The organism is Psychrobacter sp. K31L (assembly GCF_017942195.1).
Lineage (GTDB): Bacteria > Pseudomonadota > Gammaproteobacteria > Pseudomonadales > Moraxellaceae > Psychrobacter > Psychrobacter glaciei.
In genome coordinates this window covers 14,660-41,419 of sequence record NZ_JAGKSC010000001.1, presented here as the reverse complement: position 1 = coordinate 41,419, position 26,760 = coordinate 14,660, and the positions used below count along the sequence as shown (strand labels likewise).

Sequence of the window (26,760 nt, the reverse complement as noted above, 5' to 3'; positions counted from 1 at the left end):
CGAAAAACGTGCTTTTCTCCACTTATCGGAGAATCACAATGCATGATGGGATCATTCAACAAGAAGACCAAGATCGCACGCCTCCCCTTAGACTAGGTGGATTACACTATGCTTGGATCGTTGCTGCCACAGGCGCTGTAGCAATGTTTTGCGGGCTTGGCTTAGGACGATTTGCCTTTGGGATGCTATTGCCATCTATGTCGGCTTCTTTGGAATTAAACTATACTCAAAGCGGCATATTGGGGTTTGCTAACCTAATAGGCTATCTCGTCGCCGTTATTTTAAGTCCGCTCATCCTACCTCGATTTGGTACTCGAGCTACTGGGACGGCCAGCCTTCTCTTAATTGCTGCCTCCATGCTTGGTATGGCTTTTACCACAAGCTTCCCTCTACTATGCACACTTTATGTGCTCACTGGTATTGGTAGCGGCGGCGTGGTTTTACCGATGATGAGCGTCATGTCGCATTGGTTTTTTCCTTCGCACCGTGGTCTTGCCTTAGGACTAGTCATGGCTGGTCCTGGGTTTGGCATTATTTTGTCTGGCTTTGTTGTCCCAAAACTCCTACCTGTTTTCACACTACTGTCTTGGCAAACAGGCTGGTTAATTTTTGCGGTTATCAATGTTGTAGTGGCTTGTCTTACTTTCGCTTTGATTCGCAATCACCCAAACGATGTCAATCAAAGTCCCTTTGGGCGCACCCCAACCTTGCCTGTAAAGAATAAGAAAAAACTAGAGCGTAGCAATATCAAGCTGCTTGTGCATTTGGGCATTATATTTGCTATATATGGCGCCACTTATATGGTCTACGTGACTTTTATCGTGACTAGCATGGTTGGCTCATATCAACTGAGCGAAGCGACTGCAGGTGGTATCTGGGCATGGATTGGGCTGCTTAGTGTCTTTTCAGGTATGCTCTTTGGCTGGATTTCCGACCACATTGGCAGACGTCTTGGGCTCGCTCTGGCTTTTTTCTTTCTGGCCATCGCTTATCTACTGGTCGGATTGACCGATTGGACTTTAGGACTGTATATGTCCATCATTCTGTTTGGCTTGGTGGTTTGGAGCGTGCCTGTCATTATGGCAGCTTCTGCTGGCGATTATTTCGGACCTGCGGCGGCAGCAAGTGCTCTCGCAGCGCTGACTTTTGCTTTTTCGGGTGGGCAGGCGCTCGGACCAGTGGCAGCAGGTTATCTCGCGGAGCTTACTGGCGACTTTAGTATCAGTTATATGATGTCTGGTATTGCCGCCTTTGTCGCGATTGGTCTCGCCTTATTATTACGACCACAAAAGTCTGTTTAATAAAAATTATCGCTACAGTTGACCTTAATAAAACAAATAATTGGTCAAAATACACTTGAACGGTCGTTCATTTATGTTTATTGTAGCTACGCGACAGACATCTAAATTCTTTTCACCCTTTAAGGATAGTATTATGATTAAATTTTATTTTCACCAAACGCCTAATCCAATGAAAGTGGCTTTGTATCTTATGGAGACAGGCCTCGCTTACGAGCTGATGCCGGTAGATACTTTGAAAGGTGAGCAACACACGCCTGAGTATCGCGCGATTAACCCAAACGGTAAAGCGCCCGCTATCGAGGACGATGGCCACCGAGTTTTTGATTCAACAGCTATTTTGATGTACTTGGCTGAAAAAACAGGCAAGCTTGCTGGAAAGCCAGAAGACCGAGGCGAGATGCTGTCATGGCTAATGTTTGTCGCGACAGGCCTAGGTCCATTTTCTGGTCAATCAGTGCACTTTAGACATAAAGCACCTGAAAAAAACCCTTATGCGATCAATCGTTATCTTCGTGAAGCAGAGCGTCATTACGAAGTGCTGGATAAGCACATGGAAGGCCGTGACTACTTGGTTGGAGACACCTACTCTATTGCGGATATCTCTGCTTGGGGCTGGGTTGACAAGGCCGCCTTTGTATTGGGCGAAGCAGGGTTAGACAATTACCCGAATCTCAAACGTTGGTTTGCTAGTATAAACACTCGTCCTGCGGTTGATAAAGCTCGCAATATCGCCAAAGACATTGAGTTCAAATCAGATTTTGATGACGTAGCTGCACGCGCCTTATATCCACAAAACTTCGCCAAAGATATTAAATAACCTCGAATATAAAAACAGGAATAATAAAAATGGAAAACCAATACGTACCTCCCAAAATCTGGACGCATGATGCAGAGAGTGGCGGTAAATGGGCCAGTGTGAATCGCCCCGTTTCCGGTGCTACCCATGAGAAAGAATTACCAGTAGGCAAGCATGATTTGCAGCTATATTCGATGGGCACGCCCAACGGTCAAAAAGTCACCATCATGTTAGAGGAGCTACTAGCGCTAGGCAAAGATGCAGAATACGACGCCCATATGATTAATATTGGCGACGGCGATCAGTTTTCATCAGGCTTTGTCGATATCAACCCCAACTCAAAAATACCAGCGTTCGTTGATCGCTCTGTCTCAGAGACTGAAATGGTATTTGAATCGGCATCTATTTTGCTTTACCTTGCTGAAAAGTTTGATACATTACTACCTAAAGCAGGCAGCAAACGCACCCAAGTCTTTAACTGGCTATTTTGGTTACATGGTTCTGCCCCGTATTTGGGCGGCGGTTTCGGGCATTTTTATGCTTATGCACCCGAAAAATTTGAATATGCCATCAATCGCTTTACCATGGAAACCAAGCGCCAGTTGGACGTGCTTGATAAGCAATTGGCAAAAAATGAATTTATTGCCGGTGATGAGTATAGTATCGCCGATATTGCCACTTGGCCTTGGTATGGCAACTTGGTGCTGGGCAATCAGTATGAGGCAAAAGACTTTTTGCAAGTCGATGATTACACCCATGTGCAGCGTTGGGCAAAAGCTATCTTAGCGCGTCCCGCAGTACAACGTGGTCGTATCGTCAACCGCACGTGGGGCGAAGCATGGGAACAACTGGAAAACCGTTACAGTGCGACAGATATCGATAAAGTATTGGCACTAAAACCGGAGTAACTGGTTAGCACCAATACAGTGCTGCTAGGATAATTTTTTGTCGCCTCTGTCGGCGTAGGCGCATAGGCACATAGACACATAGGCACAGCACGCAAGAAACAGTTATCCTAGTAACACGTTATAATGGTTATGCTTTTGTAGTTTGAGATTAACTCTACCAATAAGACTAGTGTGACTTAGTTTTCCAGAATTTAAGATGGCAGTTTTATAAAACAATAGCTTTTAAGGTGAACATGATGAGTGAACAAGCGAAGTTTAATCGTGATGACGTAATCGAAAAAGCCAAAAATCTTTATTGGGAAAAAGGCTACCACGCCACCTCCATGAGAAACTTACAGGAGGTCATGGACATGCGCCCTGGCAGTCTTTATGCCGCTTTTGGTAACAAGGACAATTTGTTTAAAGAAGCCTTAAACCGCTATGCTGATCAAGGGGCGGTCAATCTTACCAATGGCATTGCGCAAGAAAAAACCGTCCTAGCTGGCCTCAAGCGGTTTGTCCGAAGTGTGACTGTCTGTAGCAAAGGCACTGCTCCCAGCGGCATGTGCATGGTGGTCAAAACCATCGCGGAGCTCACACAAAACGACAGCCCAGAGTTACTGGCTTACGCGACAAGCATTTTAGAACGTGTGGAGACCTCTTTTGTTAGAGCCTTTGAGCAAGCCATCGATAACTGTGAAATAAGCAGTGATAAAGATCCAAACGAACTGGCGCGCTACTTCCAAATTCAACTCATCGGTTTGAGGACTTATGCGCAGGTAAGTAATGATACAGAAGCGGTAGACAGATATATTGATGGTATATTCGAGCAGTTTTTATAAGATGATTTTTGTTAGGTATCATTCAAACCTACATGGATGTTATCTATGAAAATAAATCAGCACACCTTTGATTTAAATGTACGCGTCTTTGATGCCTCAATGCGTAAGCCATATTTAGCTGCCATTACCTCAGACAAAACATAGGCTGAGGATGCGGCAGGTCAAGTGGCAAATGGTTTTTTTGCTCAATACCCTTAAAATATTCGCTAATCCCACTCAGTTTGAGATGGCAATATCGCCTCGCCTTACGCTAATAAATTACTCTCCAAAAAAGGCAGCCTAGGCTGTCTTTTTTATGGCGTATTATCCTATAGTCAAGGAGTTTTAGAATCGCTACAAGGCGACCGACCGCAGATAGGATAGTACACTGAGTACATCTAGGACAGGTAACACCGTAGCGGTTTAAAAGTGCTCTGACTATATAAGTGAGAATAAGCAAAGTACTGCTTTGGTCGAGTACCACCCGCAGGGCTGTGCGCGCCGTGGAAATAGAATTTAAAAGAGTTTAGGCTATAAATCGCCAAAAAAAAATAGTTTGATTATCATCGTCAGGGCGCATAACTAAAACGTCATTGTTTGTTTATAAAACTTGATAGCAGGGATCAGCTGTAAAATTATTTAATATTCAGTGAGTTATGATTCATAACTTAGCATGCTTTATATCTATTATTTTTTATTCATTTACTACTTAAATTTAACACAATGTAATAATTATGTGATATAAAAAATCTTACATACGGAAATGTTGCCGGTCTAGCCGGAAATGGAGATTTAAATGCGACTGAATAAGCTTTCGATGGCCGTTCATGCGGCTACTATTTTTGCAGCTAGCATTGCGTTGGCAGGATGTTTTTCTGATGATGACAACGACAATAATATTACTAGCACACCTTCGGTAATTGAGCCTTGTTCCTCGGTACTTAATGCTATCCAAGTAAATGATATGTGTGTATCGACCACGACTGTATCGAGCCCTGCTAAAGCAGCACAAACCCCTGGTACGGCAGGCGTAGTCGTCACTAATCCCAAACTCATCACTCATTTAGGTGCAAACGCTGATCTCAACCAAGCACGTTATACGCGTTACGCACTCGCTGATCAAGACAATCAACAGCCCGATGCGATTTTGGTTGCCGTACCCGGCACACTAGGCTCAGCGCACAATTATTTCCGACTGGCTGAAAACCTTATGATAAAGGCGAAGGCTGCTGGAATGACAGTCGAGGTATGGGGTTTTGATCGTCGCTCTACATTACTTGAAGACACAGCTGGTCTAGATATTGCTGAAAAAAATAGAGATGTTAAGATCGCTTTAGACTCTCTTTTTGGTGGTGAGCTGGATCTAGATCTGAGTCCTGAGTTGAATCGTCGTGCTGAATTTTATGAGCAAAATGACGTTCCTTTTATGGTGAATTGGACGCCTCAAGTTCATTCACAAGATATTAATGTGGTGATCGAGTTAGCACGAGAAGCGGCGCGTAATGGCAACGTCTTTTTAGCAGGTCATTCTGCTGGTACGGGATTTGTAGCACGTTATGCGGCGACTGATTTTAATTTTAGTGGCATGGGTGCTGAAGAGCCTGGTTACGCTAAGCTGCGAGGACTGGTACTACTGGAAGGTTCAGGTGGCGCGCTAGCAGGTGAGCCTCCTTCTGATGCTCAGTTAGATGCTGTGGAAGCTGCCGCTGATGGTGGACTTTATGCAGCAGCGCAAGCAGGTCGAATAAGCTCATATATTGCTTTACCAGGCCTAAGTCCGCGGCTAGTGGCATCGACTGAAGTACTGGGTATGCAAATGGTATTTGAGGATACGATTAATGGCACCCAGAATATACTACAACAAGGTTTCGGTGCAGATCGCAATGGCAAAACAAATAGCGTCTATCAGCAGGTAGAAGGCCTTGTCGATCGTCCTGTGCCAGTGACCGCTGGCGCTGCTGTAGGTACTTTTCAGGATGATGATAATATCCTCACACCAGCATTCATTCAACTATCAATGGGTATCATTGGCAATTCAAATGCTGATGGCGTGTTTACATGGTTAGATAATGATCAGCCCTTGCCAAGTTCAGTCTTTGTTGACAATGGGCCTGCGCCGACCATGCTATCGAATCAGCCTTTGATTTGGGGTGTTGAGGCAGAGCCAACCAATCTGAAGCGCATCGCACCATCGTTCTTTGTCGGTGGTACTAACTACAGTGATTGGTATTATCCTAGTACTGGTTTGCTACTTGCTAACAACGCGGCGGCAGGTGGTGCAAATTTGGGGCTCGATACCAGTAAACTATCATTACCAATAGCCCAAGGTGGACGGGGCCGATCAGATATTGTCAATCAAACTCAAGCTCGTAAGATTGATGTGCCGGTGATTGGTTTTGGTGGTACTAATGGTCTGACACCTGTATCGGGGCTCTGGCGTAGCTTTGCCAATGCAATCGCTCCTTGTGTCACAATGACTTGTAATGGGACACCAAGAATGTTGTCTGGCGCGGCAGATTTAAGCGCATTTCCAACTTATGGTGGGACAGAAGGCGGCTTTGAAGTATATATGAGTGAAGGCTATGCACATAACGATGTACTTTCCGCTGACGACGATGCCAACAACAATGTGATTGATCCGTTGCTCGCGTTTATCAAACGCAATGCTCAGTAATTGACTCACTGCAACAGCAGAAAGGCCACCTTTGAGTGGCCTTTCTTGGTTCTTTCGGTGATCCAAGCGCGCTTAACAAAGGCTGTTTTTGCTACCAAAATAGTTATAGCTTAAATTCTCTTTGTGATAGCAGGGTAACTAACAGAGTCACAACTCCAGTTTACAGGCTATAGTCAGGTCAATGTAAAACAGAGACAGCGTGACATCATAGGTCAATAAAAAATCAATGTCAGCTATCGAAACCGCCTTAGGTAATACCACCTATACCCACCTATACCCACCTATACGAATATTAAATACCTACCTGTCTAAATAGGAACGCCCGATAGGTCTAAAATAGGCTGTCCGTATTCAACGTTCTGGCCACTTTCAACCAAAACTGCCGTGACAACACCTTCTTTATTACTAATTACTGGCTGCAAACGGGTCAATTCATCAATGAAGCAAATGGTCTGACCTTTTTGAATATGATCGCCTTCTTTGACCAAATTGTCTGTTGCATCGTCTTCACTTAAGTAGACCTGCCCTACGTAAGTGGCACCTACTTGCAAGACATCACTACCAGTCTTTTCAGGCTCATGAGTAGGTGTGGCCTCTATAGGATTAGCGCTCACCTTACTCTGCACACCTAGACTGTTAACTACCTTGATAGATTGCCCGTTGTCTGCAATCGTGACTTCGTGCAGCTGACTGCTTTCAACCAGTTTGACCACACGTGCTATTTGCTCTATATCCATAATACATTCCTTATCTTAATTTTTTAACTCATGCCCAGATATTTAGCAATGGTCATGACACTTAGGATACTCATAACGATGGCGATTAACCAACCAAATACCGCAATCCAAATAGGATGCTTATAATCGCCAACGATATTTTTTCTGTAGGCGGCAATCAAGATGATGACCATGGCAATAGGCAATACCAAACCATTTAACGTACCGACCAATACCAATACTTGGGCCGGCTTACCGATAGTGGCAAACACCATTGTCGAGATCACGATGAAGCCAATAATGAAGTAGCGTTTGTGCTTTTCAATGAATGGATGGAAGTTGGTCATAAAAGACACAGAGGTATAAGCAGCGCCAATCACCGAGGTCACAGAAGCCGCCCAAATCACCATACCAAAAATAACTTTACCTGTGTTTCCTAAAATATACTGAAACGGTGACATGGCTGGGTTGGCGGGATCCAATGCAAAGCCTTGAGATACCACGCCTAATACTGCAAGGAATAAAAATACGCGAATCACAGAGGCAATCAAAATGCCAGAGACCGAGCTTCTGGTCACTGATTTTAAATTCTCTTCCCCGCTGACGCCTGCTTCTAATAAGCGATGCGCACCTGAAAAGGTAATATAACCACCAACCGTACCGCCGACTAGCGTCACGATAGCCACTGCATCAATTTTGTCAGGCATGATCGTTTTGCTGACGGCTTCTGCTAATGGCGGATCAGATTTAAAGACCACATAAATGACCAATACAATCAGGATAAAGCCCATTAATTGAGCGAACTTATCCATCATAGGCCCCGTTTCTCGGCCTAAAAATATCGCTACGGCAATCACACCACTGATCAAAGCGCCTGTGATAGGCGACATGTTGAACATGGACTGCATGCCAAGTCCGGCACCGCCAATATTACCAATATTGAAAGCCAGACCACCCGCAATAATTAAGAAAGCGAGCAAGTAACCGACACCAGGGAACACCAAGTTGGCAATTTCCTGTGCACGTTTTTTGGAGACAGCGACTACTCGCCAAACGTTAAGCTGGACACCGATGTCCATAACAATAGATATTAAGATAACAAAGCCGAAACTTGCCATTAGGCTTTCGGTGAATGTGGCCGTTTGGGTCAAAAACCCTGGCCCTACTGCTGATGTAGCCATCAGGAAGGCCGCGCCTAAAATGGCGGTATTATGTTTTTTTATAGTGCTCATAAACATCCTTGTGCTATATGGGATTATTCAATCAAACGATTAATGGGAGGATATTTAGTGGGCAGATATAGTGATACCTTTGAGCTCTAGTTGTTTCTTTATCTCTTGCGCAAACAAAATAGCGTGCTCACCATCACCATGTAGGCAGATACTTTGCGCCTCTACGGGTACGGTTTGACCGCAGACACTGGTGACAGTCCCTTCAGTTATCATCTGTAATACATGCTTAACCGCATCATCCGTATCGGTTATTAGTGCATTGTCTTTGCTACGAGAGACCAATGAGCCGTCTTTTTCATAGTTCCTATCGGCAAACACTTCTGATATCGCCTCTAGACCATGTTTCTTAGCTGACTTGACCAAATAGCCGCCGGACAAACCCATGACCTTTAGACTTGGATCAAAGCGTTTGATTTCGCTCACCAAGATATCTGATAAATTTTCATCAATAGCGGCTTGGTTGTATAATGCGCCATGCGGTTTTACATAGTCCAAAGTCACGCCGACTAAGTCACAAAGTGCTTTGGTTGCGCCCAGCTGATATACCAATAAAGCACGATAATCGGCTTCGCTTAACGGCTCATGAATACGGCCAAAGTTTTCTCTATCGTTTAGACCAGGGTGCGCGCCTACGCTCACGTTGTTTGCTTTTGCCAATTGCAACGTTGCTAGCATCTCGCTGTAAGAACCAGCATGAAGACCGCAGCAGACATTCGCTGAGCTGACTATTGTCAATAATTTATCATCTTGCCCGCAGCCTTCAGCCACATCAGCATTTAAATCAATTTTCATTGGCATACTCCTTTATTTGATCGATGTAATGTTGTCTTTTCTGTTGTTCATGCAGCGCCTGTTCTAACGACACAACGACGAACTGACAGGCTTTGCCAAATCTAATCTGTGCCATCAGACCTATGTCTGCGTTAATAACGGTGGCAATTTTGGGGTAGCCCCCCGTCGTTTGCCCGTCTGCCATTAGGACAATCGGTTGTCCTTGTGGTGGTACCTGAATCATGCCAATATCAACGCCATGTGAGCTCATTTCTACTGGCTTACTAAATTCAAGCGCTGTAGCTCCTTCTAAGCGGTAACCCATACGGTTGCTACTGGTTTGTAGTTTCCATGGCTGGGTCTCAAACGCTTGTTGAGACGACTTAGTGAAGCAATCATACTCACTGCTTTTTATCACTCGAATAACCTCGGTTGGTGCAAGTCGAGCCACCCCAATGACAGGCAGGTTTGATTCAGTTTTTACCGTTAAGGTATCATCGGCTTTTAGATATCTGCCTTCAAATCCGCCAAATCCTGCTTTCAGATTGGTGCTGACTGACTGCAATACTGGATCGATATCAAAGCCGCCATGCACACATAGATAGGTATACATGCCTTGTAGTGGACGCAACAGCTTGAGCGTTTGCCCCGCTGTTGCATTGATACGCCAATAGCAAGGAACACGCTTGTCGTCTAGATAAGCCTCGTATAAAGCACCCGTTAAGCAAAAACTGACGTTTTCTTCAAACTGTATGGTTAACTCACCCAGTGCTATTTCAATAGCGGGTTCGTTGGCTTCGTTTTTCATCAAAGCGTTGCCGGCTTGTAGCGCCCAGATATCCATCACGCCATTTCTACCCACGCCCATGCTTCGGTAACCCAGTCGTCCCGAACCTTGAATACTGGCAAGGGCACTCGCGGTTAAAATTTTCATTGATACCACCTGTTTATTGGTTTTTTTGATTCATGCATCTCTTATCTACCGCTTACTGATGAATATCAATTGCGGTAAATGTCAAAGTATCGCCTGCGTTAAGCAACGTCGGAGAGGTCTTGGTTAAATCAAATAAAGCAGTATCCGTCTGGCCGAGTAACTGCCAGCCGCCCGGAGACTCAAAAGGGTACACCCCTGTCTGCTCGCCACCTATACCAACCGAGCCTGCGGGTACTTGAGTTCTAGGGATGGCGTGTCTTGGGAAATACAACGACTCAGACAACCCGCCCAGATAAGGAAACCCGGGCTGAAACCCAATAAAGTAAACGGTATAAGTGGCTTTGGTATGTAGATCGACAACGGCTTCAACCGAAAGGTTTAGCTCATTTGCCATACTTGCCAAATCAGGGCCATATTGACCACCGTAATGCACTGGTATCTCGACGTGCTTACCTTGTATGGTTTTTGAAGGGATGTCATTGAGCAAATCTGATAGTCTGTCTTTGAAAGTAGTAAGCTCAGCCCACGTTAATGCCACGATGAACACACTGAGTGTATTCATACCAATCACTACTTCGATGACTTCTGGCATTTTTTGGATGCTGTCTGATAACGCCCAGCATTTTTGTTGTTTTTCTAAGGTGGTCGGTTTAGGAAAAAACAACGCTAGATTGGTTTCACTGCATATTTGCCATTGTAGTTCCATTAGCACGGGCTCCATTATCTGTTATCTTCATTCTGACGCTAATGCCAGATTTGGTTTTCATTTTTGCGGGCAAGACCTGATTTATATATTATCTTGTATCCACTGTTCTAAATAATGAATGCTCATTTGCCCCTCACAAAACACCTCATCTTCAAATAAGCGTTGATGCAAACCAATGTTGGTATCAATACCCGTGATTTGCGCTTCTGATAATGCCGCACGCATTTTTTCTATCGCTTTTTCTCTTGAACGATCTTGTACACATATCTTGGCAATCAAACTGTCATAAGATGGCGGCACGGTGTAGTTCGACTCAGCATGGCTGTCTACTCGAATACCAAACCCTGCTGGCATATGGCAGTAGTCTATGCGTCCAGCATTTGGTAAAAATGTCTGCGCGTTTTCAGCATTGATACGGCACTCAAAAGCGTGTCCGGTAATGGCGATATCATTCTGTTTGTATGCCAGTGGCAGTCCTGCAGCTACTCTGATTTGCTCTTGCACAATATCCACGCCCGTTACCATCTCAGTGATGGTGTGCTCAACTTGCACACGAGTATTCATCTCGATAAAGAAGAACTCGCCGTTTTCATATAAAAACTCAAACGTGCCTGCGCCTCTATACTGCATTTGCTCGCAAGCTGTGACACAGGCTTGGCCTATTTTCTGACGCTGCTCTTCGGTGATACCGGGTGCTGGCGCTTCTTCAATGACTTTTTGATGACGGCGCTGCATAGAGCAATCACGCTCGCCTAAATAAATAGCATTACCGTGGGTATCGGACATGACTTGCACTTCGATATGACGCGGTGCTTGTAAGTATTTTTCGAGATAAACGATAGCGCTACCAAAATTGGCTTTGGCCTCTGTTTGCGTCATAGAAATCGCAGAGAGTAAGTCGGCTTCTTTTTCGACCACGCGCATCCCACGCCCGCCGCCGCCACTTGCTGCTTTGATAATGACTGGATAACCGACCTCACTGGCAATCTTGATAACTTGCTCTGAATCAGCAGGCAATGCGCCATCAGAACCAGGTACACAGGGCACGCCAGCCATTGTCATTTGTTTTTTGGCTTCAACCTTGTCGCCCATGTTTCTGATGTTGTCAGCCGTTGGGCCAATAAACGTGAGACCTGAGTCTTCAATCAAAGCAGCAAAGTCTGCGTTTTCAGACAAAAAGCCATAGCCTGGATGGATGGCTTGTGCGTTGGTAATTTTTGCAGCAGAAACCAGCGCTCTTTGATTGAGGTAGCTGTGTGTGGCATTGGCAGGCCCGATACAGATTTTTTCATCGGCTAGGCGTACGGGTAACGAGTCTTTGTCTGATTCAGAATGTGCAATGACGGATTTAATACCCAGCTGCTTACAAGCTCGGATAATACGTAGAGCAATCTCGCCACGATTGGCAATTAAGATTTTTGTGAACATGTTTATTCCCTTAAAAATATAGTGTCAAATACAGTGTTTGTGCAGCGTCTATGCAATATTGAGTGGCTATTGATTGACTTTAACTGTCTGGCGCTATAATAAATAAAGGCTGTGCATATTCTACGACATCACCTTCCTCAATCAGAATCTCTTGAATCGTACCGTCAGCTTCTGCTTTTACTTCATGCATCATTTTCATGGCTTCAATGATACATAGGGTCTGCCCTGCTACTACCTGATCGCCTGCTTTAAAGAACGCCTCAGCGGTCGGCTCAGAGCGAAGATAGAAAGTACCGAGCATAGGTGCCAATACTTGAGATGAAGATGAAGAGGCAGATGAATTGGCGACCTCAGTAGTCACCGTTTCATCCATAGAACTGTTGTCTGCACTGGTATTATTAGAAGTGTTATTGTAGGAGGTTACTGTGTGTGATTCTGAATGAGCAGTTTTTGAGTGGCGAGTATTACCAATATGATTGGTGCTTTCATTGACATTAGCCTGACAAATGATAGAGATACGTGCATCACCATCGGTTACTTCTAATGATTGTATGTCAGCGCTTTCTGCGATTTTGATCAGCTTTTCTAGATCTGTAAAGTTAATATTCATATTATTAGCTATTCCATTAGAGTAAAAGTGAATAATTGTTTTTTATAAAAAATTTGTGCGATGCGATACGCTTTTATTTACCGAGAGCTTTGTGGACAAACAAGATTAGATGCCATTACATTTTAAAAGGGCGTTTTAAAATAGCGTTGTTACCCAACATTACAGAACTGCCAAGTCTTCATCTTTTGGGTCGCAGATAAACATATGTCCCGGCGCGTGCGTTATCATCAGTTCAGGTTTGCTGGTCATTGCGATGCTTTGAGGCGTCACGCCGCAAGCCCAAAACACAGGCACTTCGCCTTCCTTTATGAGTGATGCATCACCAAAATCGGGAGAATGGATGTCTGTTATACCGATGACACTAGGGTCTCCAATGTGGATAGGCGCGCCATGTACTTGCGGAAACCGAGAAGTGGCTTGTACGGCTCTGGTGATTAATGGATAAGGTATCGGTCGCATGCTGACCACCATTTTTCCATAAAACTGTCCTGCAGGTTCAGTTTCTATATTCGTGATATACATCGGCACATTGTGATTGTCTTCGATGTGTCTGACAGGAATAGACGCATTGAGCATGGCAGACTCAAAGGAAAAGCTACATCCTAAAAGAAAGCAGACCAAGTCCTCCCTCCAATAGTCTGTTAAGTCTGACACCTCAGCTACTAGCTCGCCGAACTCGTATATTCGATACTTTGGGACATCAGACTTTAAGTCTGCGCCCTTCGCCATCAGCCGTGGTTCCGAACTACCAACATCTGTTACGTCTAAAATAGGACAAGATTTTGGGTTTCTTTGTGCAAACAATAAAAAATCATAGGCCAATTTCTTGGGTACTATGACTAGGTTTGCTTGTATGTGACCTTTGCACATGCCAGAAGTCGGCTTGTTGATTTCGTTCTTACCAATTAGTGCTCTGACCTCTTGTGGCGTCATATTTGCTAAATCTAACATGATTACAACCTCTTACGTTTTGTCATTTCTGGCAGATAAAAAATCATCTAATAAAACCTGTATGAAGTTGGCGCTTTGTAACAGTATTTTATATATAGATAACTATATTATCGTTATGTAACCTAGCAGAACATTTTTAAAATGACAAGACGTAAGCGTTGTAAATAAACGCATGTGATACATAAATGAGAGTAGACAGGGAGGGGGTTGGGTATATAAATAAAACTATGAGTCAGATCGAAAAGAGGTTCAAACGTTGGTAGAAGTGTTGGTACCATTTTGCAAAATTTAGCCGTGGTATATGTCGATTAAATAATATCTGACTGCTAGCGTCGAATATGTTTAACAGTTGCTACTCATATAACCTAAAATAAATGTTTTTATTCTTTATACGCCTCCCGCGCCTTTACTTGATGCTTCACTATTCTCAACCAATATCGCCGCTGCTGTTGTTTTGAGTATCGCCCACTGCGTATCATCAACATAGATGCCTTCTTTCCATGCGCGCTGATGGGTTTCAAACAATGCATCTGTCGATATTTTACGATCGAAATGCTGGATGTCTGATTCGATATCAAAGTTTTGCGTGGAAATCTCGATAACCATATCATTGGTGTTATAGTTGGCTTGCGGTTTGTCAAAAAAGTAAAGGTCAGGATAGACAAAGTCTTTATTTAACGTAAACAATGTATGTTTGGGCACAGAGCCATTGTCCCATTTGGCCAAGCAAGCAAAGCCTTTGGCAGCCAGTCCCACCAACTCGCTATAAGCCAACCAGCGATTATGACAGTTCTGCAAATAAATATAAAAATGCGCTGAGTCGCCCATTTTTTCAAGCGCATAGTCAATGATAGTCGGCAAATGACAAGCTAAGCTACTACCATGCAGATCTAAACGGATAGCACCTTCTTCCTGATGAACGATATCGATTGGCGTATCAATCTCGGTCAAGATATAAGGGGTGGCATTATTAAAATGTTTGATACCATCCAATCCTGCCATCTGTAGTTCGGCGACCATAGTGGCAATCACATCAGCTTCCCCTACCTCTCGGTGCAGCCCAGTAAAAGCTTTGTATACCATCGTGACGATTTCATTGTGCGATACCATCATAAGTCAGAGCCTCCTTGCTCTATTGATACATCAGGCAGTAAAGGAAAAAGCCATTCATCACTACCTACTTCTGCAAATAATGGCGCGCCTTGAAACAGGGTAATCCTGACCCAGCGATCGGATCTGGGATCAAACTTGGTTGCCCCAAACATTGACAATTTACACCGTAATAGATGCATGGGCAATGCGTCTTTATGCAGAACATTCATCTGAATATCACCCAGCTGCTTATGCCCCATTGTCCAGACGCGGCGCGCAATTGAGCGATATTTGGGATTATTCAAGATGAATTCGGATATCAGCTGCTGTGGATTGGCTTGTTTTAAACCCAAATATAAATGATTGGCTTGGCGAGCGATATCCAAGGACAGCTCACGATCTGCACCCACCTCTTGCTCACGTACGCCCATGCGCGGCTCTTCTTTATCGACGGAACGATACCAAAACCAATGACTGTTATCAGGCTGAGTAAAGTCAATATCAATGGCCCAGCGATAATGCTGCTCTAAGACGTCAATTAGATCCTGAATGACTTTGCCTTTTGGTAACGATAATACTTCATCAGCATTAACTCTGTCGAGCAGTGCATCGACACGCTCAGGATACAGCTCTATTAAGCACGAAATGATGACTTCTTGGCTCTCAAAGCTCAAATGGTCATGCGCCTGTAAAAAATGCGCCCATGTCGCATGATTATTAATGGTTGTCATCAAGTTATTTTGTAAAACAATTAACTCCCTAACAACCGTTTCATTGCGTTTAATTTGCTGCTCATTGATGGTGACAATCTCGCTAAAATGCTGGATAGCACGTTTGATTAGACTGGCAAAATGCGCCGATTCTTTGGGCTCAATCTGACAAACCAATGTCGTTTGCAACGCTTCCTCACGAGTAGTCAGCCATTGATCAACGACGCATGGATGATTGATTAGATAAGGCGCCATACCTAAACCGGTGGCATTACCAATCCCCAGATAACGCTTGATTTCTGGATGCAGAACCGCGGCTTTGCTACCGCCTTTTTGTTTTGCTAAATAATCGACCCAATCGAGGCTGAACTCACGCAGCAAGTACACCGCACACATCTGCGCTCGGAACGACTGATCAAAGTCCTCGCTATGATCTAACGGCTTAAAATCATAAATACCGAACTTACCATTGCCATAGACCGCCGTGGTACGCAGGATGTAGCCCACTTGTGCGAGTACGTCAATTTCAGGCTGCTTGCCAGCCGCAAGCGAGCTGACGATATGATCAAAGACCCGCACGCTCTTGTTTGCTCGTGCCAGCACCATCATCATGTTGGAGTTACGACCGGCTTCTTGTAGCGGTACGTTGGCTTGTAGATTATTCAGTAATTCTTCGCTTATCTCACCAAATACAAGCCCAAAGGTGACATCCCATTTTTGGGCAATCACTCTATCATTACGCTCGTCATCAGCCAGCTCATTACAAAACACCACCAGATGATACAGATGCTCTGGGGTATGTAGACGATAGATAACCTTGCCATAGCCTTGCTCATCCAAATCCCACAAATGAGTGCTGAGCGTCCATTTTTCTCTATCAATCTTACGCAATAACGTACGCACAAAGCTAACGCGGGTTTGATGCATGGCGCCCAGTCTTTGCGCATCCATAATCACATCACGAGTACGGAAACCTGTACTAAGTAAAGGCGATTTGACGTCGATACTTTTATCATTTGCATAAACCATATTCATAATGTCACTACCTTACCTAATATACTGAGCCAGCAGCTTCGTTAATAATCTCAATGATGATATCTATTGGTAAATATAAAATTAGCGGCGCATGCAATGGCTGTCTCATATTTACCGTTTGGTGATCTAGAACCTTAATCAGTTTTTTGCGTCATGCTTTCTTTAGACGTTTGAGCGTTTTCGGCTTCACTGATTTTATGCCTTACCTCTACCTGATTAGGGCGATACAAATCTTGCTCTCGTGCCATTTGTTGCGCGATTTGCGGGCCATTCCATAATGAAGGCAATAATACAAAAGAGACTGGCACGGCAGTAATAACGATAAAGGACTGCAATGCTGTCACGCCGCCCGAACCAAGCGAGATTAGAACAATGGCCGTCACCCCCATCATGATGCCCCAAAAGGTGCGAATCATGGCGTTCGGCTCACGCTCGCCACTGATGACCACACTGATGGTATAAGTCATCGAGTCGCCAGTGGTCACGATAAATACCGTCGTCAAAATCAAGAACAATATCGAGGTAATCAAAGGAAATGGGAGTTGCTGCGTCACGGCCAATAGCGCACCAGGTAAGTTGAAGCCTTCAAATGCACTACTGACACTGCCGGGGTTGGCAATCTCGAATGCTAAACCAGAGCCCCCAACGACCGTAAACCAAAAGCACGTCACAAGCGGTGCAATAATACAGACTGTCGTAATCAGCTGACGAATCGTACGACCACGTGAAATACGAGCGATAAAGATTGCCATCATAGGGCCATAACCCAAGAACCAACCCCAGAAGAATACCGTCCACCAACTCAGCCAACCCTCATCACCGCGAAAGGTTGCCATTGGAACGAAGTTGTCAATCATCGTACCCACACCTTGGATATAGCCGTTGACAATAAAATTGGTCGGTCCAAATATTAAAATAAAGACCATCAGCGCAAAAGCCAAAATGACGTTAAAGCGGCTGAGTAGTTGCATACCACGAGTCAGACCACTGATCGCAGACAACGTATAGAGTACGATGGCAAAGACAATGATGATTAGCTGAGTGGTGAACGTATCGGGAATACCGAACAATTCATTCAGCGCATAGCTGGTTTGCAATCCCAAAAAACCAATAGGACCGATAGTACCGGCAGCAACCGCCACGATACAGCAAGCATCAATAATTGCGCCAGTTTGGCCTGTGAGTACACGCTCACCAAACATAGGATAGAGTAAGGTGCGAGGCTTTAATGGTAGGCCTTTGTCATAATGCAAATGCATGATCACAATTGCGGCTAAACTACCTACAATCGCCCACGCCAAAAACCCCCAATGCATAAATGATTGAGACAATGCGTTAAAAGCGCGTTGCTGTAGATCGGCTGACTCACCGTATAAAGGAGGTGCTGAAACGAAATGCGCGATGGGTTCAGCGGCAGCCCAAAAAACCCCGCCCCCTGCAAGTAGCGTACAAAATAAGATAGCCATCCATTTGAAACTGTCTATCTCAGGTACGGGTAGATTGCCCAATATCACGCGACCTGTACGGCCAGCACCGACTGCCAAAGCAATGACAAAAGTAGCTAGTAGCAATATTTGCCAAAAAGGTCCAAATATTTTGACGGACCACGAGAAGCCCACTTCGACTATTTTTGCTAAACGTGCTTCTGCAAAAATCGCCATCAAAACAAAGGCTACAATGAATCCGCCACTGTACCAAAACGCAGGATTTTTAAAGCCTAACGTGTCGGTAGAAATAGCGGCGGCTTCGGACTCACTTGTTCCTTGATTAACAGGCGCTGAGCGTCCTTGCTCATCTTGATTAAATCCCTTTAAATCGGCCATGATGTGGCTCCATATACTAATGCTAACGTTGCGTTTTAAATCAGAGGGGTAGCAATGAGGATATAACCAAACAACCTCACTATACATACTATCTAATTCGAAATTACCTACTTCAAATGGGTATACGCTATAAGACGACAGACGTCTTATAGCGATTTCGAGTAACCGTTGATTGAAACACTGTTTTAAGACTGATTGGTTAAGCCAAAGGCTTTAAGCCTTGCTCTAAAAAATCGAACCAGTTTTGACCAATGACTTTCCCAGCATCACTTTCATTAAAACCGTGCTTTAGCAGACCGTTATAGATGTTTTCCATACCGTCTTTGCCAGCGAACCATGGCAAAGTATCTGGCCAACCTGAATTACTGGCATTGCCTTCGCCATAGTCCATCGCTTTTGACCAACGTCCATTACGCATCCACTCAAGTACAGCTTGTGGTTGATTAAGACACAAGTCACTGCCAATCGCTAAATGCTCCACACCATACTTATCAGCGCAATTGGCAATCATGGTACAGAAGTCATCAAGCGTACATGCGCTACCATTTGGCAAATGGAATGGATATAAACTAAACCCTAACAACCCGCCTGCTTGGGTCAAGGCACTGATGACCGTGTCTGACTTATTACGCAAGGCCTCATGAGCCGTGGTCGGATTGGCATGGCTGATACATATCGGACGCGATGACACTTCTATCGCCTCAAGCGTTGATCGCTCAGCGCTGTGTGACATGTCAATAATCATACCGACACGATTCATCTCAGCGATGGCCTGCTGACCAAAACGAGTAATACCGCTATCATTCTGCTCATAACAACCTGTCGCTAGTAAGCTCTGGTTGTTGTAAGTCAGCTGCATAATCAATAGACCTAAACGCCGCATCACGCTAATCAGACCAATTTCGTCATCGATTGGTGAGCAATTCTGCGCGCCAAAAAAGATGCCAACTTTGCCCTGCTCTTTTGCCATCTTGATATCAGCCACTGAGTACACGGGCAAGATAAGATCTGAGTTTTGCTCAAAGCGTGCATGCCATTCAGCAAAGCGAGTCGTGGTTTGGCGAGCGTCTTCGTGATAGACCAAGGTGGCATGTACCGCATTGATACCACTGGCTTGCAGCATCTTAAAATAATCGCGATCCCAATGGCTATACTGTAATCCGTCAATGACGATATGGTCTTGGTACATATCAATTCCCTTTAATACTTTTATGAGTGACCGCTATCATTTGCTATTAAGTGCGTGTTTACACCCTGTCGCCTCGATAGCGGCTAACATGCTTGTCAAGAAGGTCTCTAATACGCTTTTTGATAAGCGGTCTTGACGATGGTATAGAACTCTTTGGCATATTGACCTTGCTCTCGCGGGCCAAAGCTTGACTCTTTACGGCCACCAAATGGCACGTGATAGTCAGTACCCGCAGTTGCTAGATTGACCATGACACAGCCTGCTTGTACTTGCTCTTTGAACATCGCACTGCTACGCAAGCTTTGGGTGATGATGCCGCCCGTCAGACCAAAGCGCGTGTCATTAGTCATGGCAATCGCTTCTTCTAGGTTTTTGACACGCAAGACACACGCCAGCGGTGCAAACACTTCTTCTTGGTTGATATCCCAGCTGTTATCCGTCTCCGTAAACAACGTCGGCGACATATAATAGCCATCATGTGGCATCTCTAACCGCTCACCGCCAAATGCTAAATGAGCACCAGACTGTTTGGCTTTTTCGATCCAGTCCATGTTTGATGCCAGTTGCTTGTCATCGACGACAGGGCCCATAAAAATACCGTTTTCGAGTGCATGACCGACCTTTAAGGTTTTCATTTTGGCAATCACACCGTCTACAAACGCATCGTGAATACTGTCCATCACGATGAGGCGTGAAGAAGCCGTACATTTCTGCCCTGAACCGCCGAACGCACCAGCCACTGCCGCATCGATAGCGACTTGCAGATCAGCATCATCAGCGATGACCAAGGCGTTTTTGCTGCCCATCTCAAGCTGACAACGGATAAAGTTTGGTGCAGTAGCAGCAGCGACTTTGCGACCTGTTGGTACAGAACCTGTAAAGCTAACGGCGTCGATGTCTGTAGAATTGATGAGGGCATCACCGACTGACGAGCCGCCACCCAATAGTAAGTTAAACGTACCTTCTGGCAGGCCTTGACGATGAATGATTTCAGCCAATGCGACCGCGCTGGCTGGTGTTAAATTTGCAGGCTTCCAAATGACAGTGTTACCAAACGCTAATGCTGGCGCGATTTTCCATACAGCGGTGGCAGTTGGAAAGTTCCAAGGTGAGATAATGGCAACCACACCGACTGCTTCGCGGGTGACTTCGACTTTGACACCTGGGCGTACTGAATCAGCGTTATCACCGATTTGACGCAGTACTTCCGCTGCATAGTAATGGAAGAACTGACCTGCGCGGTAAATCTCGCCGCGACCTTCCGCAAACGGCTTACCTTCTTCAAGAGACAACAGCGTACCTAGCTCATCACAACGAGCAATCATTTCATCGCCAATCGCTTGTAGGATAGACTGCTTTTTTTCTAAAGGAGTCGCTTCCCACTTTGGCTGGGCTTGACGCGCCGCCGCAATGGCATCTTTGACTTGATCGCTACTCGCTTGTGCGAACTCGCCGATAGTTTCAGTGATATCAGATGGGTTAATATTGGCAACGGTATTTGCGCCTGCCTGCCATTCACCATTGATATAAAGTGATTTGGTTGGGTCTTGCTGCAATATCTGTTGGGCGGTGTGAGCTGACATAAGAGCTTCCTTGATAAAGTGTTAAATATTTTATTTATTGACTAGGGCGTGTCCTCATTTTAAAAATGGTGATAAAAATGAGATAAATTGCCGTCAAACGAGGAAAATAGTGCAGATAATATCGAGATATTGACCAACTATTTGACGATGTTTGGCAAAATTTAGCTATTTTTAGCCCATTTAGAGGACACTCGTTTGAATTGAGGACACGCCCTAGAGTACATTCAAAATTTAGGGCACAGCGGCATATACGACCAACTCAACCAGCATCTCTTCACGAGCCAATCCGGCTATCACCAGCGCTGCCCGATTTGGGTATGGTGCTTCAAAATATTCGGCGTAGACTTGATTGACGGTTTTTAGATAGTCGCGGTCGGTTACGTAGATCATTACTTGTAGAACTGCATCCATGCCAACATTGGCACATTCTAGTGTGTGCTTGAGATTGTCTAACGTTTGGCGGGTTTGCGCTTCAATACCACCTGCAACCACATCACCATTCTCATCGATAGGAATCTGCGCGGTGTATAAGGTTCCATTATTAGTAATAGCCCATTCCAAAGGTGCTTTAGACGCATAAAGTGAGGTTTTGATGGCCTGTTTGGTTAAGTGAGTCGTCATATCGTCATGTCCTTTGATAAGTGGTTTCAGCAGTAAGCGATTTGAGATTTATTTAATCACTGCCAATTGCTACATGACTTATCCTACTCAATTAGCAACGATAAATCTAACTAATTAAATTTGAATTTTGATAGATTTAATCTATCATCTAAGATAGATTATTAAAGAATAGTTTTGGATGGTCTGAATATGAAGCTACAGCAATTGCGTCATTTCTTATTTGTCGTGGAAGAAGGCGGCTTTCGTGCGGCGGCTGATCGCGCTAACCGTTCGCAAGCCGCTTTATCAGCCTCGATAAAGGAATTAGAAAAAACGTTAGGACAGCGTTTATTTGAAGTTGGAAACAAAGCCATACTGACGCCCTTTGGTGAAACCTGCTTACCAAAAGTTGAGCAGTTTCTTAGCGTTTATCAAGCGCTAGAAGACGACTTAAAAGCCTCTGCGTCTGGCGAAAAAGGTAAGATTAGGATTGCAAGCGTACCGTCGCTAGTGACTAAATTGTTACCTAGCGTGTTGGTCGAATACTCAAAAAAACATCCTGATATCGAGATTGTATTGATAGATGATAACTCTGTCGGTGTGGCCAATCGATTGTTAGCCGGAGAAATTGATTTGGCACTGGGCAATTGCACCAGTATTGATCAAACGAATATAGATTTTACTTTACTCATATCAGACCCAATTGGCGTGGTCTGTCTGCAAAGTAATGAGCTAAACAACCAGTTAAATCAGTCGCAAGGGCTAAGCTGGCAGCAACTCATGACCCAGCCTTTTATCTATAATGGCACTTGCCGATTGCTCGAAAACACACCAGCTGAGGCGCTCAATCGCAGGGCGCGATATACGGTAGAAAACATCACATCGCTGTTTTCTTTATTGCGTAATGATCTAGGTATCACTACTTTACCCAAGCTTGCCTTCCCTGCGAATGAGCCGGAACTAGTTTGGATAGATTTAGTTGACCCGTCTTTAAACCGGCAGATCGGAATTTTTAAACTCGCTAATAAATCTATCTCTCCCCCAGCTCAAGCTTTTTATGATCTCTGTGTTGCGTATGTTCAAGAGCACTATTTATTGTAATTGGGTTATTATCACTGGGATATCTATTATTTTCTCTCTCCTATTGAATCACTACCTACCGTAAATCATCGACGACAGCAAGCATTGCAATTAGTGATGCTTCCCCTAATTTGATAGAACGCTCTGGTGACCAACCCATCTCTTCGTCAGGCAGATTATTATTATCTTTAAATGGCATCTCTAACGTATTAGCAAGGCAATCAAAACGTTCTGCTACCCAATTGGTGGCAACGGTCATATTGGCAGCACTCGGTGCATCAATTTCATAGCCAAATTCGGACTGAAAATCGGCACTGGCTAATTTTAATACGTCTGAAAATCTATCGCGTAGCTGTGCGAGACGGTCACTATAACTTGGTGTCCCTTGTGACCCAGCAAGGAATACGTATGGCAATGCTTCATCGCCATGCACATCATAAAATAGATCCACGCCTGTCGCTTCCATTTTATTAATCACATGAAATACTTCAGGGCTTTTGTCTAAGCTTGGACTTTGCCATTCACGATTTAGGTTGGTTCCGACAGCATTAGTACGCAAGTGACCACGTACACTACCATCGGGATTCATATTGGGCACAATATAAAAGTTGGCTTTGTCTAATAACTGTTTTGCGGTCGCGTTATCGCTATCTAGCAAGCTATACAATAAGCCCTCGATGAGCCATTCAGCCATCGTTTCACCTGGATGCTGACGGGCAGTAATCCATATATTGCGCTTGTGGGCAGCACCATCGCCAATCTTAACCAAAGTTAAATCGCGCTTATCAAGCGTTTCGCCTAGATGCTCCAAAGTTACTAACGGGTGCATCTGCACGGCCGCCAATAAATCTTGGTGACGCTCATAGCTATAAGGCGCAAAATAAGCAATTTGCATGGTTTCGCATTCTAACTCTGCCACGATGGTTAATTTGCCATCTTTATAAGCCGTTGGCAGACGAAACCAATGCTGACGATCATAAGAAGCAACCGCTTGGTAATCCTCCCATCCTTCCAGATAGGACGCTTCCCCTGCATTCATAATATTGAGAATATACTGCTCTCCAACCTTGCCAGATAGGCGAAAGTTAAACCATTGAAAAAACTCTTCGCCAACGTCTGGACGAATCGCTAATTGAATGTCTTTTTTGTCATCTGCATTAATAATGTCAATATTTCCTGCGTCAAAATTCGCTGTGATATGCATAATCGCTCCTTAATTGTTTTTTATAGTTGTGTTTTAAAACATATGGTGAAATATAAGAAAAATGGTAGATATGCATTTACTTGGTCATAGTAAATTTCTTTTCAAGTCATTGGCTGACCAAGTTTTTACGCATACCTTTTAAAGTTTATCATTGCCCCAACCCCTACTTATCAATACTGTATAGCTATCAAGCAAGAACTTTCAACACCCAAAGCTCTTAATTAAACTTGTCTATCTTTGTTTTTTCAAATCCTCTAAATATATTCACGCTTATAAATAAAGCCTTCTTCATCATAAATTTGATAAGTGACATCTAATAGCGTTTCTAATAGTTCGGACTTATCGAAATGCCTGATACTCATCACAATTGGCGAAGTTAGTATCCCCTCTTCAAATGGTATATAGGTTATCTCTTGACCGCGTAAGTGCTCAAGTGTCTTTGGTACGATAGTCAACCCTTCTCCTGCTGCTACCAACCCTAAGGCAATATGCAACTCACGCACTTCTATAAAATAGTTCGCTTTCAAGTTGCGAGTTTCAAATAAGTCCAATACGTAATCGATAAAACTTGGCCTCGGTGCTGTTGGATAGAGTAATAAATTTTCATTCGTTAAATCAATAAGGCTCAAACTTTTGCATTTTTCTTTTGATAAAGGATGCTCAATAGGAACAGCAACTACTAAGTCTTCCTCTCTAAGCACCATTCGCCTAATAGAAGCATCCTCAAATAACAACCTGCCAAAACCTACATCTATCTTGCCCTCTGTCAATGCCTGCGTTTGCTGCCAAGAATTCAACTCATACAGTTTAATCTCAATATTCGGATGAACCTCTCTAAAACGCGCTATCACTCTCGGTAATATGCCATACAATATAGACGACACAAAGCCTATCGAAAGCGAATTATCAAAATTTCCCTTACGGATAGTCATGGTACGTAGGTCGTCTGATTTTTTTAAAATTTGAATCGCGTGATCATAAAAGAACTCGCCAGCCTCAGTCAATTTCAAGGGACGGTTCTCCCTATCGATAAGCGTAACGCCAATTTCTTCTTCTAATTGTTTTATCTGCCGGCTAAGTGGTGGCTGTGAGATATACAAACGAGCAGCTGCCTTGTTAAAGCTTTTTTCTTCTGCCACGGCTACGAAATAGCGTAAATGCCTGAGTTCCATTATTCTTCCTTGATTGACTATCTATCGTTTCTATCCTAATTCGTTCTATTTCCTTCTTCTCTACAATCTACTTCATATACAGAATATTCATACCTAAAGAACATAACATGTTATATACCTTTCAACAAAATACCTAAAAGGTATCAAAATAAGACTAAATAGGTCTTAGACATATCAATACTTAGCACCTATAGTTCTTATTAAGCATAAGGAAGCCAAAATTTTATACTAAGGACAGATATGATTCGTTCAATTAATACTTTACTAGTACCAATACCTACTATTCGAGCGCATAAATTGGCTTGTACCGTAATGAATGAACAGGTATTGGTTCTGGTACATATCCAAACCGAGGATGGCTACGAAGGTTGGGGCGAAGCAACAACGATTGGCGGCTTAAGTTATGCTGAAGAAAGCCCTCATAGTATAAAAACCAATATCGATACTTACTTCACCCCTCTCTTGATGAAAGAGAAGCCTACAAGCACAGCAAAAGCAGTGCAGCTATTGAACACCCACATCAGTGGCAATCGTTTTGCAAAATGCGCGATTGAAACTGCTCTACTAGACATCGAAGGCAAAAGACTCAACCTACCTATCAGCGAGCTCATCGGTGGTCGCATCCGTGATCGTATCGAAGTAGCATGGACGCTTGCTAGCGGAAATACTGATACCGATATCGCTGAAGCTCATCAAATGATTGAACAAAGAAAACATCGAATTTTCAAATTGAAAATAGGCAGCAACCCTATTCTTGATGATGTTGCCCACGTGTTGGCTATTAAACAAGCTTTACCCGATTGCCGCATCACCGTTGATGTTAATCAAGCATGGACAGAGCTTGAAGCTATGAAAGGTATTAGTCTGTTGCAGGACGGCGGCGTTGATTTGATCGAGCAACCAGTATCGATGCGTAATAAATCAGCGTTAAAGCGTTTAGCTGAACACTTCGACGTGGCTATTATGGCTGATGAAGTCGTGCAAGATCCATATAATGCGTTTCAATTGGCAGCGGATCACTGTGCTGATGTCTTTGCTGTAAAAATCAATCAAGCCGGCGGATTGAAGGCTGCCTGTCTCATTGGACAAATGGCACATCTAGCGGGTATCGAGCTTTATGGCGGGACGATGCTAGAAGGACCCATTGGTACTGCTGCATCAGCGCATGTGTTCTCTACTTATCCTAGTCTGAACTTTGACACGGAGCTGTTTGGTCCGTTGCTATTAATAGAGGATATCCTAGCTCAGCCGCTTGATTATCAAAATTTTGGTTTAACTATTCCAACTGGCGCTGGTCTAGGTATAGAAGTAGATAATGACAAAGTCTATCACTATGCCAGACAAGCAAATTTATCATCCTCAAATCCTATATCGTTAGGAACTTACGTAAGCGACTCTCACGCTGGGGTCTGATAGTGCTTTACTAAAGGATCCATGCAATAAGT

General features: G+C 44.1%; 23 protein-coding genes. 7 read left to right on the top strand and 16 right to left on the bottom strand.

Annotation, left to right across the window (positions count from 1 at the left end):
- The first annotated feature begins 38 nt into the window (after positions 1-38).
- From J5X94_RS00185 to J5X94_RS00165, 5 genes are all read left to right on the top strand, one after another.
- On the top strand, positions 39-1,301 hold the full coding sequence (locus J5X94_RS00185; RefSeq protein WP_210539230.1) for an MFS transporter: 1,263 nt from the start codon (positions 39-41) through the stop codon (positions 1,299-1,301).
- Between the two features lie 133 nt (positions 1,302-1,434).
- Positions 1,435-2,118 (top strand): glutathione S-transferase family protein, encoded by a 684-nt coding sequence (locus tag J5X94_RS00180; RefSeq protein ID WP_189582305.1) that lies wholly within the window; start codon positions 1,435-1,437, stop codon positions 2,116-2,118.
- Positions 2,119-2,147: 29 nt separating this feature from the next.
- Complete coding sequence (gene yghU, locus J5X94_RS00175) at positions 2,148-3,005, top strand: glutathione-dependent disulfide-bond oxidoreductase (RefSeq protein ID WP_210539229.1); 858 nt, start codon at positions 2,148-2,150, stop codon at positions 3,003-3,005.
- Positions 3,006-3,241: 236 nt separating this feature from the next.
- Positions 3,242-3,826 carry a TetR/AcrR family transcriptional regulator gene (locus tag J5X94_RS00170; protein ID WP_210539228.1) on the top strand — a complete coding sequence of 195 codons (585 nt, stop codon included), beginning with the start codon at positions 3,242-3,244 and terminating at the stop codon, positions 3,824-3,826.
- 775 nt (positions 3,827-4,601) lie between these two features.
- On the top strand, positions 4,602-6,479 hold the full coding sequence (locus J5X94_RS00165) for a hypothetical protein (RefSeq protein WP_210539227.1): 1,878 nt from the start codon (positions 4,602-4,604) through the stop codon (positions 6,477-6,479).
- A 308-nt stretch (positions 6,480-6,787) separates the two neighbouring features.
- On the opposite strand, the gene J5X94_RS00160 is transcribed toward J5X94_RS00165, so the two are convergent.
- From J5X94_RS00160 to J5X94_RS00095, 14 genes are all read right to left on the bottom strand, one after another.
- Positions 6,788-7,216 (bottom strand): acetyl-CoA carboxylase biotin carboxyl carrier protein, encoded by a 429-nt coding sequence (locus J5X94_RS00160; RefSeq protein WP_210539226.1) that lies wholly within the window; start codon positions 7,214-7,216, stop codon positions 6,788-6,790.
- A 23-nt stretch (positions 7,217-7,239) separates the two neighbouring features.
- Positions 7,240-8,427 carry an NRAMP family divalent metal transporter gene (locus J5X94_RS00155; RefSeq protein WP_210539225.1) on the bottom strand — a complete coding sequence of 396 codons (1,188 nt, stop codon included), beginning with the start codon at positions 8,425-8,427 and terminating at the stop codon, positions 7,240-7,242.
- Positions 8,428-8,481: 54 nt separating this feature from the next.
- Complete coding sequence (gene pxpA / locus J5X94_RS00150; RefSeq protein WP_210539224.1) at positions 8,482-9,219, bottom strand: 5-oxoprolinase subunit PxpA; 738 nt, start codon at positions 9,217-9,219, stop codon at positions 8,482-8,484.
- Positions 9,209-10,132: a biotin-dependent carboxyltransferase family protein gene (locus J5X94_RS00145; RefSeq protein ID WP_210539223.1), complete on the bottom strand. Its 924-nt coding sequence runs from the start codon at positions 10,130-10,132 to the stop codon at positions 9,209-9,211. The genes pxpA and J5X94_RS00145 overlap by 11 nt, the downstream gene beginning before the upstream one ends.
- Before the next feature lie 52 nt (positions 10,133-10,184).
- Complete coding sequence (pxpB, locus tag J5X94_RS00140) at positions 10,185-10,838, bottom strand: 5-oxoprolinase subunit PxpB (RefSeq protein ID WP_210539222.1); 654 nt, start codon at positions 10,836-10,838, stop codon at positions 10,185-10,187.
- An 81-nt stretch (positions 10,839-10,919) separates the two neighbouring features.
- A complete protein-coding gene (accC, locus tag J5X94_RS00135; protein ID WP_210539221.1) occupies positions 10,920-12,266 on the bottom strand; it encodes an acetyl-CoA carboxylase biotin carboxylase subunit in 1,347 nt (448 codons plus the stop codon).
- A 79-nt stretch (positions 12,267-12,345) separates the two neighbouring features.
- The gene (locus tag J5X94_RS00130) at positions 12,346-12,876 is read right to left on the bottom strand and encodes an acetyl-CoA carboxylase biotin carboxyl carrier protein (protein ID WP_210539220.1); all 531 of its coding nucleotides are present in this window, start codon (positions 12,874-12,876) and stop codon (positions 12,346-12,348) included.
- A 159-nt stretch (positions 12,877-13,035) separates the two neighbouring features.
- Positions 13,036-13,827, bottom strand: coding sequence for a putative hydro-lyase (locus tag J5X94_RS00125; RefSeq protein ID WP_194365333.1), 792 nt, complete (start codon positions 13,825-13,827; stop codon positions 13,036-13,038).
- A gap of 387 nt (positions 13,828-14,214) precedes the next feature.
- Positions 14,215-14,940 carry a DUF3726 domain-containing protein gene (locus tag J5X94_RS00120; RefSeq protein WP_210539219.1) on the bottom strand — a complete coding sequence of 242 codons (726 nt, stop codon included), beginning with the start codon at positions 14,938-14,940 and terminating at the stop codon, positions 14,215-14,217.
- The gene (locus J5X94_RS00115) at positions 14,937-16,664 is read right to left on the bottom strand and encodes a hypothetical protein (RefSeq protein WP_210539218.1); all 1,728 of its coding nucleotides are present in this window, start codon (positions 16,662-16,664) and stop codon (positions 14,937-14,939) included. Before J5X94_RS00115 ends, J5X94_RS00120 begins: the two co-directional genes overlap by 4 nt.
- Positions 16,665-16,798: 134 nt before the next feature.
- Entirely contained in the window at positions 16,799-18,487 is a 1,689-nt protein-coding gene (locus J5X94_RS00110; RefSeq protein ID WP_210539217.1) for a BCCT family transporter, read from the bottom strand.
- 199 nt (positions 18,488-18,686) lie between these two features.
- On the bottom strand, positions 18,687-19,676 hold the full coding sequence (locus tag J5X94_RS00105) for a membrane dipeptidase (protein ID WP_210539216.1): 990 nt from the start codon (positions 19,674-19,676) through the stop codon (positions 18,687-18,689).
- A gap of 107 nt (positions 19,677-19,783) precedes the next feature.
- On the bottom strand, positions 19,784-21,259 hold the full coding sequence (locus tag J5X94_RS00100) for an aldehyde dehydrogenase family protein (RefSeq protein WP_210539215.1): 1,476 nt from the start codon (positions 21,257-21,259) through the stop codon (positions 19,784-19,786).
- A gap of 231 nt (positions 21,260-21,490) precedes the next feature.
- Entirely contained in the window at positions 21,491-21,880 is a 390-nt protein-coding gene (locus J5X94_RS00095) for a RidA family protein (protein ID WP_210539214.1), read from the bottom strand.
- 189 nt (positions 21,881-22,069) lie between these two features.
- On the opposite strand from J5X94_RS00095, the gene J5X94_RS00090 reads away from it, so the two are divergent.
- Positions 22,070-22,960, top strand: coding sequence for a LysR family transcriptional regulator (locus tag J5X94_RS00090; RefSeq protein WP_210539213.1), 891 nt, complete (start codon positions 22,070-22,072; stop codon positions 22,958-22,960).
- Between the two features lie 55 nt (positions 22,961-23,015).
- On the opposite strand, the gene J5X94_RS00085 is transcribed toward J5X94_RS00090, so the two are convergent.
- A complete protein-coding gene (locus J5X94_RS00085) occupies positions 23,016-24,143 on the bottom strand; it encodes a M14-type cytosolic carboxypeptidase (protein WP_210539212.1) in 1,128 nt (375 codons plus the stop codon).
- A gap of 254 nt (positions 24,144-24,397) precedes the next feature.
- Positions 24,398-25,315, bottom strand: coding sequence for a LysR family transcriptional regulator (locus J5X94_RS00080; RefSeq protein ID WP_194621161.1), 918 nt, complete (start codon positions 25,313-25,315; stop codon positions 24,398-24,400).
- A gap of 240 nt (positions 25,316-25,555) precedes the next feature.
- Here J5X94_RS00080 and J5X94_RS00075 point away from each other — a divergent pair, with 240 nt between their 5' ends.
- Positions 25,556-26,728 carry a muconate/chloromuconate family cycloisomerase gene (locus J5X94_RS00075; RefSeq protein ID WP_210539211.1) on the top strand — a complete coding sequence of 391 codons (1,173 nt, stop codon included), beginning with the start codon at positions 25,556-25,558 and terminating at the stop codon, positions 26,726-26,728.
- The last annotated feature ends 32 nt before the right edge of the window (positions 26,729-26,760 follow it).

What these genes read in the sequence shown, in the direction of transcription:
- pxpA (WP_210539224.1), bottom strand. Translation starts at nt 9,219, where the DNA reads ATGAAAATTGATTTAAATGCTGATGTGGCTGAAGGCTGCGGGCAAGAT.
- J5X94_RS00145 (WP_210539223.1), bottom strand. Translation starts at nt 10,132, where the DNA reads ATGAAAATTTTAACCGCGAGTGCCCTTGCCAGTATTCAAGGTTCGGGA.
- J5X94_RS00095 (WP_210539214.1), bottom strand. Translation starts at nt 21,880, where the DNA reads ATGACGACTCACTTAACCAAACAGGCCATCAAAACCTCACTTTATGCG.
- J5X94_RS00105 (WP_210539216.1), bottom strand. Translation starts at nt 19,676, where the DNA reads ATGTACCAAGACCATATCGTCATTGACGGATTACAGTATAGCCATTGG.
- J5X94_RS00185 (WP_210539230.1), top strand. Translation starts at nt 39, where the DNA reads ATGCATGATGGGATCATTCAACAAGAAGACCAAGATCGCACGCCTCCC.
- J5X94_RS00160 (WP_210539226.1), bottom strand. Translation starts at nt 7,216, where the DNA reads ATGGATATAGAGCAAATAGCACGTGTGGTCAAACTGGTTGAAAGCAGT.
- yghU (WP_210539229.1), top strand. Translation starts at nt 2,148, where the DNA reads ATGGAAAACCAATACGTACCTCCCAAAATCTGGACGCATGATGCAGAG.
- J5X94_RS00180 (WP_189582305.1), top strand. Translation starts at nt 1,435, where the DNA reads ATGATTAAATTTTATTTTCACCAAACGCCTAATCCAATGAAAGTGGCT.
- J5X94_RS00090 (WP_210539213.1), top strand. Translation starts at nt 22,070, where the DNA reads ATGAAGCTACAGCAATTGCGTCATTTCTTATTTGTCGTGGAAGAAGGC.
- J5X94_RS00100 (WP_210539215.1), bottom strand. Translation starts at nt 21,259, where the DNA reads ATGTCAGCTCACACCGCCCAACAGATATTGCAGCAAGACCCAACCAAA.
- J5X94_RS00075 (WP_210539211.1), top strand. Translation starts at nt 25,556, where the DNA reads ATGATTCGTTCAATTAATACTTTACTAGTACCAATACCTACTATTCGA.
- J5X94_RS00085 (WP_210539212.1), bottom strand. Translation starts at nt 24,143, where the DNA reads ATGCATATCACAGCGAATTTTGACGCAGGAAATATTGACATTATTAAT.
- J5X94_RS00165 (WP_210539227.1), top strand. Translation starts at nt 4,602, where the DNA reads ATGCGACTGAATAAGCTTTCGATGGCCGTTCATGCGGCTACTATTTTT.
- J5X94_RS00080 (WP_194621161.1), bottom strand. Translation starts at nt 25,315, where the DNA reads ATGGAACTCAGGCATTTACGCTATTTCGTAGCCGTGGCAGAAGAAAAA.
- J5X94_RS00170 (WP_210539228.1), top strand. Translation starts at nt 3,242, where the DNA reads ATGAGTGAACAAGCGAAGTTTAATCGTGATGACGTAATCGAAAAAGCC.
- accC (WP_210539221.1), bottom strand. Translation starts at nt 12,266, where the DNA reads ATGTTCACAAAAATCTTAATTGCCAATCGTGGCGAGATTGCTCTACGT.
- J5X94_RS00155 (WP_210539225.1), bottom strand. Translation starts at nt 8,427, where the DNA reads ATGAGCACTATAAAAAAACATAATACCGCCATTTTAGGCGCGGCCTTC.
- J5X94_RS00125 (WP_194365333.1), bottom strand. Translation starts at nt 13,827, where the DNA reads ATGTTAGATTTAGCAAATATGACGCCACAAGAGGTCAGAGCACTAATT.
- pxpB (WP_210539222.1), bottom strand. Translation starts at nt 10,838, where the DNA reads ATGGAACTACAATGGCAAATATGCAGTGAAACCAATCTAGCGTTGTTT.
- J5X94_RS00130 (WP_210539220.1), bottom strand. Translation starts at nt 12,876, where the DNA reads ATGAATATTAACTTTACAGATCTAGAAAAGCTGATCAAAATCGCAGAA.
- J5X94_RS00120 (WP_210539219.1), bottom strand. Translation starts at nt 14,940, where the DNA reads ATGATGGTATCGCACAATGAAATCGTCACGATGGTATACAAAGCTTTT.
- J5X94_RS00110 (WP_210539217.1), bottom strand. Translation starts at nt 18,487, where the DNA reads ATGGCCGATTTAAAGGGATTTAATCAAGATGAGCAAGGACGCTCAGCG.
- J5X94_RS00115 (WP_210539218.1), bottom strand. Translation starts at nt 16,664, where the DNA reads ATGAATATGGTTTATGCAAATGATAAAAGTATCGACGTCAAATCGCCT.